The sequence below is a fragment of the Capnocytophaga sp. HP1101 genome, from assembly GCF_054772415.1.
The window spans coordinates 251,247-262,791 of sequence record NZ_BPUU01000004.1 but is presented as its reverse complement, the minus strand read 5'-3'; the positions used below and the strand labels follow the sequence as shown (position 1 = coordinate 262,791).

The following is an 11,545-nucleotide window of genomic DNA, read 5'->3' as shown; positions in this document are numbered from 1 at the left end:
AAAGCAATCACTGTACCGAACTATTACTTTTCTCCGCTCTGTCATATTTTTTCCTGTTTTTTGTGTAAACCTATTTCAGGATATGACAACGACCTCACACTTCTTAACTTTTACCTTTTACCTTCAATATTTGGTATTATTAGTGTTAAATATTTTTCCTTTCTTAGAATTATTCCAATTTATTTACTATCTTTGCACCCTCATTCTTATAAATTGAAATAATAATAATGCCTCTATTTCTCAAAAATACAATCATTTTACTCACTCTCCTTTGTGTGGTGCAAACCTTCGCACAACCTGTAAACAATGAGGTTACGCAGCTTGATGAGGTTGTCCTCACAGGTCAATCGCCTATCAAGCAAGTGCAAAAAGCAGCCTACAACGTGGTAGCTATCGAAGCCCAACAGTTGCGCACTGTCAATACCAATGCCGCCGATATGCTCGCACGTGCCTCAGGCGTGAAGATGCGCGAAACGGGCGGTGTAGGAGCTGAGGCAACAATTAACCTCAACGGCTTTACAGGGCATCACGTGCGCGTGTTTATCGATGGCGTACCTATGAACGAAGCCAATGCCTCATTCCGCATCAACAACATTCCAGCCGAGATGATTGAGCGTATCGAAATTTACAAAGGCGTAGTACCCGTTGCTTTTGGTGCCGATGCCCTCGGAGGCGCTATCAATGTAGTTACCCGCAAAAGCAGTTATAACTACGGCAATCTGTCTTACACTTTTGGCTCGTTCAATACTCATAAAAGCACCCTCAACGTAGGGCAACGTCTCACCGATAACATTTCAGTGGAACTGAACGCCTATCAGAATTACTCCGATAATAGTTATAAAGTCTTCACCGAGTACCTAAACCTCCAAACGGGCACTTACTCTAAAGAAAAACGCTGGTTCAAGCGCTTCCACGACCGCTATCACAACGAAGCTATCATCGGGCGTGTGAACATCTTTGATGAACCTTGGGCTGATAAACTCACTTTTGGTCTCAATTACAATCAAGAGGATAAACAACTGCAAAATGCAAACCTGATGCAAAAGGTCTTCGGAGGTAAATACCGCAAATCACACACCTATTCCTCCTCAATGGAATATGAAAAAAGAAATCTCCTACGCGGTCTCTCTTTTTTCCTCACGGCTCGTTACGACCTTTCTTCTACCCATAATGTCGATGAAGAAGCTCGCCGTTATAGCTGGACGGGTGAATATGAGCCAATGGCAGCACAAGGAGAGTCTCAACTCCAGAACACCGTTTTTGAAGGCAATACAGGCTACATCACCTCGCATTTTGATTACGCACTCAGCGATAAACATCTGTTCCAGCTCACGCATACTTTTAGCAATTACACTCGTCGCAATAAAAATATGCTCATCACCAACTATACCCTCGATTCCGATTTTATGCGACGCGTCAATGAGAAGAATATCACAGGATTATCCTATAAGTTCACTCCCTCCGAACGTTGGAATATCCTTACTTTTGGCAAATATTACAACACGGCGGTTACAGGTCCTGTGGTGATTAGTGGGCAAGGAGTGCGTGCTATATATAAAGAAGAAACGCAGCACACCAAAGCTTGGGGCTATGGAGCAGCTACTACCTATCAGCTGGCAAAGCCCTTGCAAGCTAAATTGTCCTATGAAAAGAGTTTCCGCTTGCCTACCGATACTGAACTCTTTGGCGACGGCGATTTGGAACTGGGCAACTACAACCTCAAACCCGAAAATAGCGACAACCTGAATGTCAATTTCTCTTACCAACCTTCGTTCAAAACGCATTCACTCTTGGTAGAAGCCGGCTTTTGCCTATCGTTATATCAAAGATTATATCATTAGGAGTATCGTGAGTGCAGGCGCCAATGAAGGTTCAGCAGGTAGTCGCAACCACGGCAAAGTACTCAATATGGGGGTCGATGCTACCTTGCGCTATTTTTATAAAGAGGTCTTTTCAATAGGAGGTAACCTTTCGTATATGAACTTGCGTAACAAAGAAGAACTTACTGAAACAGGGCGACCTTCAGCAATTTACAACGACCGCTTGCCTAATATGCCTTATCTCTTTGGCAATGCCGATGCCAATTATAACATAGGGAGTCTCATCTCCAAGAATGATAGATTATCAATAGGGTACAACCTGTTTTTCACTGAAGAGTTTTACACCTCGTGGCAAAGTGAAGGTACTAAAATAAAAGTTCCTCGTCAGCTATCGCACGATGTGAGTCTTACTTACTATACGCCTAATAAGCGTTTAAGTCTTTCCGTAGAAGCTAAAAACTTTACTGATGAACTGCTGTACGACAATTACAGCCTCCAGAAAGCGGGTCGCGCTTTCTATGCCAAACTGTCGTATCGCTTTCTTTAACTAATTTACTAATTTGTTAATTTAAAAATTATGTATACAACTTTCAAACACACGCTACTTGTAGGCTTAAGCCTCGTAGCCTTTACGTCTTGCAAAAAAGACAATGATACGCCCACTCCTGCTCCCACAGAAGAAGGAAACTTTTTCATCGATGCAGGAGGTGACCAAAATAAGACTCGCTATCTTTAGTCGCTAAGAATGTAGAAACTGGTGAAATGCCCCTCAGTGCTAACCAAGAACAGTTTAAAGAAGCTAACGGCTATTTCTGGCAATTCAATAAGAATACAGCAGTAGGCTTGTCCTATGGATTTAAAGGAGCAGGGATTGGTATCTCTTACGAAAAAACCGCTCAAGGCATAAAACACCTTACTGATTTTGACGTGGCTGAACGTGCAACTACTTATGGCTTCTTCGGCAACTATTGGGTAACCGTAGTGGGCGGACAAGCTTATGAGGGTAAAAGAGATGGTGCTACCTTCAATTTCCGCAATGCCAATGATTATACCAAAGCTTTTACCAAAACCATCCACACCGCTAATCTCTTGCCTGATATGAACACCGCTACCTCTACTGAAGAAATCGTGTCTTTCGCAGGTATTTTGGATAATGGCAACGGCGAGTTCTTCAGTGGTATGATTGTATCCGACTATAAAGATGTACAAGTAGCCCAAGGCTCAAGTACAGGTAAAATCCACAATCCTGATGTCGTTTATGTAGGGGTTTTCAATAAAGATTTGAACCTTGTACGCCACTACAAAAGCGATAAACTCAGCTATAGTGCAGGTCGTTTCAAATCACAATATCTGTTAGAAATAGGCAAAGCCGATAACGGCGATGTGTACGTATTCTCAGGTGCCATTGCTAAGAATCCACCTGCCGTAAAAGCTCCTCAAACCCCTGATGCTCCTTCCACAAAACCTGCAGGTGCTTTGCGTATCAAACCTAATGCAACCGATTTTGACAGTAGCTACTTCTTTGATATTTCAGCCAAATCCAATGACGGCATCTTCCGTCGTGTATGGCATATCACTGGCAATAAGTTCTTGTTGGAATTCTTTAACGATGCCTCCAAAGCAGCTTTGAATGTGGTAGATGTAAACCGCTTTGCTATCGTGGATATGGAAGCACAAACCTTCAATTGGGTAAGCGGACTCCCAGCTCCTACTGATTTTGCCAATATGACATCAAACCCTGTAGAACCTGCTATCTACAACGGTAAAGTATATTTGCCTGTAAATATAAAAAGTGGTGATCCCGCCATCTACATCATCGACCCCGCTACCAATGCCGCTACCAAAGGCTTAGTAGTGAAAGGCGCAAGTTTTATCAACGCCATCGGTCGCCTCTAAACCCTAAAACCTAAAAAAGTGCTTGAAGAACAACACTCTTCAAGCACTTTTTTAATTGTCAATTATCAATTGTCAATTGTTAATTGATAATACTTTCTTAGCTTCTGCCTCTTTCCCATTCTTCCGCAACCACTTTGCTGTATTTCTTAAGTATTCTTCTGAAGGTTGAAACTCAAAATGCAATCGCTTTGAAAGTGCCTTGTACCGCTCTTGAATTACCGCTGGATTCTCCTGAATATCATTCCGGTCGATAAACATTTCAGCAAAAAGTCGTCGCATCAAGTCTATATTTCCTATCACCTGCACCGTGCCGTGGTTCTCGTTAGGATATTCAGCAAAATACGTTTCTAAATTCTTAAAATACCCTTTAGTCACCATTGCCTGAACGCTTTCTATCACTTCCCTATGCCTACTGCGTCCATTGTTGCGCACTTTCCTCCCCGAATACGACATATAGAACACTCTGTGCTTAAAATCCTTGCCCTTGTTCGCTTCAAACAGTTGCACCCCATCGTTTTTACCCCACCACAAACTCGGGTCGTGGGCAATATAAGCATTGAACAGTTCCGTATGCTTGTTCAGTGCCGAAACCACCGCCAATCCGCTCAGCGAATGTCCTATTAAGATACGGAAATCATTACAGCGATATTGCTTTTTCACGAAAGGAATCAATTCCTCACCTACAAATTGCCAAAATCGGTCACTATCAGTAGCAAAATCCCGTTCACGTTCTGTATTTTCAATCCCAATGACAATCATTTCAGGCACATTAGGGATACCTTGCCCCAATTTCTCTATTAAAGTAGAAAAATAATTAAAATTCGTCTCCCCATCTAATAGATACACCACAGGGTAGGTAGTAGGTTTCAGTGAAGTATCATAGTACGACGGTGGTAAAGAAACACTAATGGTACGAGTTTCTCCTAATAGCTTAGAGGATACTGCAAATTGTTCACCCACACAAATAAGCTCCTGCCCTTGAACAAAGCTATAAGATAACAAGCAAAAGAAGAAGACCTTTTTCATTAGTTAATTATTTAAATAAGTGTAAAAATACTAATACCTTTCAAATTGTTTTTTATCTCACACATTAGCAAAGTGTTTAATTGCTTGTCGTGCTACGACCGGCTAACCACTATCCTCGTCGCGATTTCATCAAAAGTGATTTCCTCTCCTTCTGGCAAGTTATCCACAAAAGCGATGCTATCGGTAAGGGTTTCGTTCTTGATATAGGCTTCGTTGGCGGCAACGGCTGCTTGGAGGGCAGGTTGCGCTTGCAAGCGTATATTGATGCGGTCGGTGATGTCGTAATCGTTGTCCTTGCGGATATTTTGAATGCGGTTTACCAACTCACGGGCTATTCCCTCTTGGCGCAACTCAGGGGTGATGTGAATATCTAAGGCAACTAACAGACTGCCTGCGGTGGCAACCAACCAGCCTTCTATATCCTGCGTACTGATTTCCACATCGTCTAAGCTGAGGGTTACTTCCTTATCAGTGAGTTGCAAGGTATAACTTTGTGCTTTTTCAAACTGTGCGATTTCCTCCTGACCGAAGGCTTGCACGGCTGCAGCAATGGCTTTCATATCTTTGCCAAACTTAGGACCTAAGGTCTTAAAGTTCGGTTTGATTTGTTTTACCAAAATGCCCGAAGCATCTTCCAAGAGGTCTATCTCTTTTACATTCACCTCGTGCTTGATAAGGTTTTCTACCGCTTCTATTTCAGCGCGTTCTGCAGCATTGGCTACTGGTACCATTATCTTTTGCAACGGCTGACGTACCTTGATGCTTTCTTTTTTGCGTAATGATAATACCAATGATGAGATGGTTTGCGCTTTCTGCATCTTGCTCTCCAACTCTTTATCGATGTAGCTTTCGTTCACCACGGGGAAGTCGGTGAGGTGCACGCTCTCGCTGTTTTCTTTACCGGTAACGCTCACCAAGTCTTTGTACAAGCGGTCAGCGTAGAAAGGAGCTACAGGAGCCATCAGTTTGGCGATAGTCACCAAGCAGGTGTAAAGGGTTTGATAAGCTGCGATTTTGTCGGTTTCGTATTCGCCTTTCCAGAAACGGCGGCGTGAGAGGCGCACATACCAGTTGCTGAGGTTCTCTTGTACGAAATCGGAAATAGCACGGGTAGCGCGGGTAGGCTCATAATCGGCGTAGAAAGCATCTACTTCCTTCACAAGGGTGTTGAGTTCTGAGAGTATCCAGCGGTCTATTTCAGGGCGTTCTGCCAAAGGTATATCGGCTTCGGCGTACGTAAAGCTGTCGGTATTGGCGTACAATGCAAAGAATGAATAGGTGTTGTAGAGCGTACCAAAGAATTTTCTGCGCACTTCGGCTACTCCTTCCAGGTCAAACTTGAGGTTATCCCAAGGGTTGGCGTTAGAAATCATATACCAGCGGGTGGCATCGGCACCGTATTCGGCTATGGTGGTGAATGGGTCTACGGCATTGCCCAAGCGTTTAGACATCTTTTGTCCGTTCTTATCCAATACCAAACCGTTGGACACCACATTTTTATACGCCACACTGTTGAACACACTAGTCGCAATGGCGTGGAGCGTGTAGAACCAACCACGGGTTTGGTCTACCCCTTCCGCAATAAAGTCGGCTGGGTAGGCGGTGTGTTGCTCTATATAGTCTTTATTTTCAAACGGATAGTGCCATTGTGCATAGGGCATAGAGCCCGAATCGAACCACACATCTATCAGGTCGGTTTCGCGATACATTGGTTTGCCTGAAGGGGAAACGAGTACGATGTTATCCACTATGTTCTTGTGCAAATCTACTTTGTCGTAATTGCTCTCAGAGAAATCGCCTACTACAAAACCTTCGTAAGGGTCGGCAGTCATTACGCCTGCGGCTATGGCTTTTTGTATTTCGGCTTTCAATTCTTCTACCGAACCGATGCAGAGTTCTTCTTGCTTATCGGCAGTACGCCAGATAGGTAGTGGGATACCCCAATAGCGCGAACGCGATAGGTTCCAATCGTTGGCATTCTTGAGCCAGTTACCAAAACGACCTTCGCCCGTAGCTTTAGGCTTCCAGTTGATAGTTTCGTTGAGCTCAAACATACGCTCTTTAAAATCGGTTACGCGCACAAACCACGAGTCGAGTGGGTAATAGAGCACAGGCTTATCAGTACGCCAGCAGTGCGGATAGCTGTGTACGTACTTCTCTACTTTAAAGGCTTTGTTTTCTTCTTTGAGCAAGATAGCCAAACTCACATCCCACGAGCGTTCAGGGGCTTGCCCTTCGTCGTAGTACTCATTTTTGATGTATTTGCCTGCAAACAGTTCAGGAATGCGGTGCCCTGTGATGAATTTCCCTTGCAAATCAACCAGCGGAATGAGGTTGTTATGAGCATCTTTCACCAACATTGGGGGCACGCCGTATTCTTTGGCAACACGAGCGTCGTCAGCACCAAAAGTAGGGGCGATGTGCACGATACCAGTACCGTCGTCAGTCGTTACAAAGTCGCCTGCTATCACGCGGAAGGCTTGGTCGGCATTCTCGGCAGGGGTGCACCAAGGAATCAGTTGCTCATAAGTAGTGCCCACAAGGTCTGCCCCTTTGCATTCGCCTATAATTTCATACGGAATGGTTTTGCTCTCAGGGGTATAAGCCGCCAAAGCCTCGCTATTGCCTTCAACGAACTTTTTGCCGAACTGTTTCGCCAAGAGTGGTTTGCCTATAATCACTGTGATAGGCTCAAAAGTATATTGATTGAATGTTTTAATGAGTAGATACTCAATATCTTTACCTACTGCCAAAGCGGTGTTCGAAGGCAACGTCCACGGAGTAGTTGTCCACGCTAAGATGTCAATAGGTTCTTTAACGCCTTTAAACGCTTCTGCTGCTTTAGCTGCTAGCACCTTCACCCTGAACTGCGCTACTACAGTGGTGTCGGTTACATCTCGGTAGCAACCCGGTTGGTTGAGTTCGTGTGAAGAGAGCCCTGTACCTGCTTTGGGCGAGTAGGGCTGAATGGTGTAGCCTTTGTATAGCAACTGTTTGTTGTACAGTTGTTTCAGTAGCCACCACACGCTTTCCATATATTTAGGCTTATAGGTGATGTACGGGTCGTCCATATCCACCCAGTAGCCTATTTTCTCGGTAAGATCGTTCCAGATGTCGGTATAGCGCATTACGGCTTCTTTACAAGCCTTGTTGTACTCTTCAATACTGATTTTCTTGCCTATATCTTCCTTGGTGATGCCCAATTCTTTCTCCACGCCCAATTCTACCGGCAAGCCGTGGGTATCCCAACCCGCTTTGCGTTTTACTTGGAAGCCTTTTTGAGTTTTGTACCGACAGAAAATATCCTTGATGGAGCGTGCCATCACGTGGTGAATGCCAGGTACGCCATTAGCGGATGGTGGTCCTTCAAAAAACACAAACGGAGTAGCCCCCTCGCGTGAGGTGATACTCTGTTCAAATATGTTAGCGGCTTTCCAAAAAGCCAATATTTCTTCTGCTACTTTAGTAAGGTCTAAGTGCTTATATTCTTTAAAATTCATATATCGGTTATTTCTTAGTCGTTAGTCATTAGCCGTTAGTGGTTAGAATGGGGCAAAAGTAGTAAATAATTAGCAAATGAGCAAATTAGCCAGCATCGTCCATACCTCTACGCCTCCTACTTTGGTTTGGTGAATTTGCTCAAAACTGTGTTTTTTGTAAAACGCTACATTGCTTTCGGTATTGGTGACCAAACTGAGGTGAGTACCGCCTTCTTTTTTGACGAATGGCAACACGGCTTCGTCTAAAAACTTTCCGCCTATGTGCTTGCCTTGCCACGCAGGACTCACTACAAAACTCTCCAAATACCACAGATGTTCAGCGGGTTGGGCTTTGGCGTGTTCACTGCTCTTTTCTAAAAAGGGTAAAAAATAATAAGTAGGTTTGGCATAACACCAAAGTGCCAAAGCACCCGAACGCAAGTAATCCCAAAGGGTAATGCGCGTGTGTTGAAGCGATTGCATCACCGCTACGGCTATAATTTCACCGCCTTCTTCAGCAATGAGGCAATAGCCTTTGCGAATATTGCTCATCGCTTGCACGTAATGGAGTTTGTTGAGATAATCAAGGTATTTTGCCTCAGAAGTGAAGAACGAGCTGAGCACTGCCCTATACATATTGTAAGGGGCAAAAGCATCGGTGAGCACAGTAGCTACTTTGCGGACATCGGCAGGAGTGGCAGGGCGATAAAGCATAAGTGGGTAATTTATAGATGAAAGTACAAAGATACAAATTTTTATTAATCTACCAATTATTATTCGCCTTACCTTCACTACTAAAAACTTTGCCAAAGAATAGATATCTTTGGCAAAGCATATAAACATTCTATTTCCTAACTTCTACAGAAGTCTTCCCTTTAATATCTTTAGTTTTAGCCTCTAAAGTAATCTCTCCTACTTTCTCTCCTGCTTGTAGTATCACTAAAAGTTTACCATTGAAAAGGTGCATTTTAGGCAGGTGGAATGGGTCAGTGCAGGTGGCATCGCCATTGGCAGCTGCGCGATAGGTTCCCGCGCCTTTTACGGTGAAAGTTACTATATCATTCACATTGGGGCAGAGATTACCGTCCTTGTCTACCGCTTCTACGGTGATGAAAGCGAGGTCTTTACCGTCGGCTTTGAGGGTGCTATTTTCGGCAGTAAGTCGCAAAGCGTGAGGTTTGCCAGCAGTGCGGATTTCCTTTTCGGCGACAGCCTTGCCATTCTCGTCATAAGCTACTACTTTCACCGTGCCTGGTTCGTATTTGGTATCCATCCACATCAGGCGATAGCGCTGTTGGCGTTCTAAATCCTTAGGGTTTTCGTCTTTTTCCTCGGCTTCTAATTTGATGGAGAGGTCTTTAGTGCGCTTACCCTGACTCTTGCCGTTGATAAACAGTTCGGCGGTAGGGTAATTGGTGTAAACGAAAATAGGAGTTACTTCGCCCTCGCGTCCTTCCCAATTCCAATGAGGCAGGATATGGAGGGTTTCAGCGTTTTTATTCCAATGAGAGCGGTAGAGATAGAAGCGGTCTTTTGGCAAGCCAGCCAAATCCACCGCGCCGAAATACGAACTGTGCGAAGGCCATTCCACGTAGTAAGGGGTAGGTTCGCCCAAATAATCAAAGCCTGTCCAGATAAATTCGCCTATCATATAAGGCAAATCCTCCTGGTGAATCCAGTCGTCTTCAGGAAGGTTTGACCAACCGCAGTGTTCTACATCGTAGGAAGAGGATTGCATATCAGGATATTTAGCCATCGACTTGCGTTCTACAGGGAATTTGTAGACCCCGCGCGAACTTACTGTTGATGCTGTTTCGCTACCCAAGAGGAGCTGTTGAGGCAACTTGCGATAAGCCTCTTGGTACTTGAACGGACGATAATTGAAGCCTACCAAGTCCATCATTGCAGCCATATTGTAACGGAGCACATCATAAGGTCTGTCCATACCGTTGCTCACGGGGCGTGTATTGTCCAATTTCTTGATAATATCCTGCAAAAATCGTGCTACTTGTGAGCCACTTTCTACGCTTTGCTCTTCCACCTCATTGCCGATGAACCACATCACCACGCTCGGGTTATTGCGGTAGTGTTTTACGAGGTTGGTGAGGTCTTTCTCAGCCCAATCCTTGAAATAGAGGTGATAGCCGTTTTCCACTTTAGGGATCGCCCATTCGTCAAAGCTTTCCAAGGCAAGGAGCATACCCATTTCGTCGGCAGCACGCACGTACTCAGGGGCAGGCATATTGTGAGAAGTGCGAATAGCATTCGCGCCCATATCCTGCATAATGCGTATCTGGCGACGAATAGCAGCCTCATTCACCGCCCCGCCCAGTGGCCCTAAATCGTGGTGCATACAAGCACCTTGAAGTTTGATTTTGCGTCCGTTGAGGTATAGCCCATCATTAGGCTTGAGTTCGATAGAGCGAATCCCAAAAGTAGTGGTTACCTCATCTTTTACAGTATCGTCTTCATAGAGTTTGGTAACCGCTTTATAGAGGTAAGGTTTACCGATGTCCCACAAGCGAGGATTATCAATATACAGTTCTGCTGAAATCTTATCGGTAGTGTAAGGAGTCGCTTTGGTATTAGCATACGCTACTCTTTCACCTCGCTCGTCGAAAATAACAGTCTCTGCTGCAACAGTAGTCTTCTTATCAGCTACAAACTCAGTATTTACAACTACTTTGGCGAAGTTGTTTGTTATTTCGGGGGTGGTAATCTGCACACCCCAAATAGGGATATGCGTCTTGTTTTTAGTGATAATATGCACATTGCGATACAAGCCTGCCCCTGGATACCAACGCGACATCTGGGTAAGGTTGTTGAGGCGCACTGCCAAAGTGTTGTTATTGGCTTTTACGTAAGGAGTGATATCCAAGAAGAAAGTGTTGTAGCCGTTGTGCCATTCGCCCGCTTTTTGTCCGTTTACAAACACTTCGGGGTTACTCATCGCCCCGTCAAACTGTACAAACACCTGCTTATCAGACGTAAGTTCAGGCACATTGAACTGCGTGCGGTACCAACCTACGCCTACAAAAGGCAACCCTCCTGTACGCCCCGTGTGTTCAATAGCCGCTTTTTGTCCGTCCTGCTTGATAGCAGTGCGCTGGATATCGTTTTCCATATCAAAAGGACCATAGATAGCCCAATCGTGAGGCACGGTCACGCGTTGCCATTTGGCATCGTTGTAGTTAGTTTGCGAGAACGCAGGTTTGTCCTCACGTGTAAATTTCCACCCTTTTTCGAGGGTCTGCTGTTGTTGCGCCCAGCTTGTAGCGACAACGCCTAATAAAAGTAAAAGGTTGATTTTGTTCATTGAATTAT

General features: G+C 44.6%; 6 protein-coding genes and 1 pseudogene. 3 read left to right on the top strand and 4 right to left on the bottom strand.

The window, feature by feature from the left end; all coding sequences use genetic code 11:
- The first annotated feature begins 227 nt into the window (after window positions 1-227).
- The 3 genes and pseudogenes from RCZ04_RS04700 to RCZ04_RS04690 all read left to right on the top strand — a co-directional run bounded on the left by RCZ04_RS04700 (window position 228) and on the right by RCZ04_RS04690 (window position 3,716).
- Window positions 228-2,367: pseudogene (locus tag RCZ04_RS04700) on the top strand (TonB-dependent receptor).
- Between the two features lie 30 nt (window positions 2,368-2,397).
- Window positions 2,398-2,556, top strand: a complete 159-nt coding sequence (locus RCZ04_RS04695; protein ID WP_460484798.1) for a hypothetical protein — start codon at window positions 2,398-2,400, stop codon at window positions 2,554-2,556.
- A 26-nt stretch (window positions 2,557-2,582) separates the two neighbouring features.
- Window positions 2,583-3,716 (top strand): DUF4374 domain-containing protein, encoded by a 1,134-nt coding sequence (locus RCZ04_RS04690; RefSeq protein ID WP_460484797.1) that lies wholly within the window; start codon window positions 2,583-2,585, stop codon window positions 3,714-3,716.
- A 72-nt stretch (window positions 3,717-3,788) separates the two neighbouring features.
- On the opposite strand, the gene RCZ04_RS04685 is transcribed toward RCZ04_RS04690, so the two are convergent.
- The 4 genes from RCZ04_RS04685 to RCZ04_RS04670 all read right to left on the bottom strand — a co-directional run bounded on the left by RCZ04_RS04685 (window position 3,789) and on the right by RCZ04_RS04670 (window position 11,537).
- A complete protein-coding gene (locus RCZ04_RS04685) occupies window positions 3,789-4,742 on the bottom strand; it encodes an alpha/beta hydrolase (protein WP_460484796.1) in 954 nt (317 codons plus the stop codon).
- A 92-nt stretch (window positions 4,743-4,834) separates the two neighbouring features.
- Window positions 4,835-8,242, bottom strand: a complete 3,408-nt coding sequence (gene ileS / locus RCZ04_RS04680) for an isoleucine--tRNA ligase (protein WP_460484795.1) — start codon at window positions 8,240-8,242, stop codon at window positions 4,835-4,837.
- Between the two features lie 69 nt (window positions 8,243-8,311).
- A complete protein-coding gene (locus RCZ04_RS04675) occupies window positions 8,312-8,935 on the bottom strand; it encodes a GNAT family N-acetyltransferase (protein ID WP_460484794.1) in 624 nt (207 codons plus the stop codon).
- 130 nt (window positions 8,936-9,065) lie between these two features.
- On the bottom strand, window positions 9,066-11,537 hold the full coding sequence (locus RCZ04_RS04670; RefSeq protein WP_460484793.1) for a DUF4982 domain-containing protein: 2,472 nt from the start codon (window positions 11,535-11,537) through the stop codon (window positions 9,066-9,068).
- Window positions 11,538-11,545 lie beyond the last annotated feature (8 nt).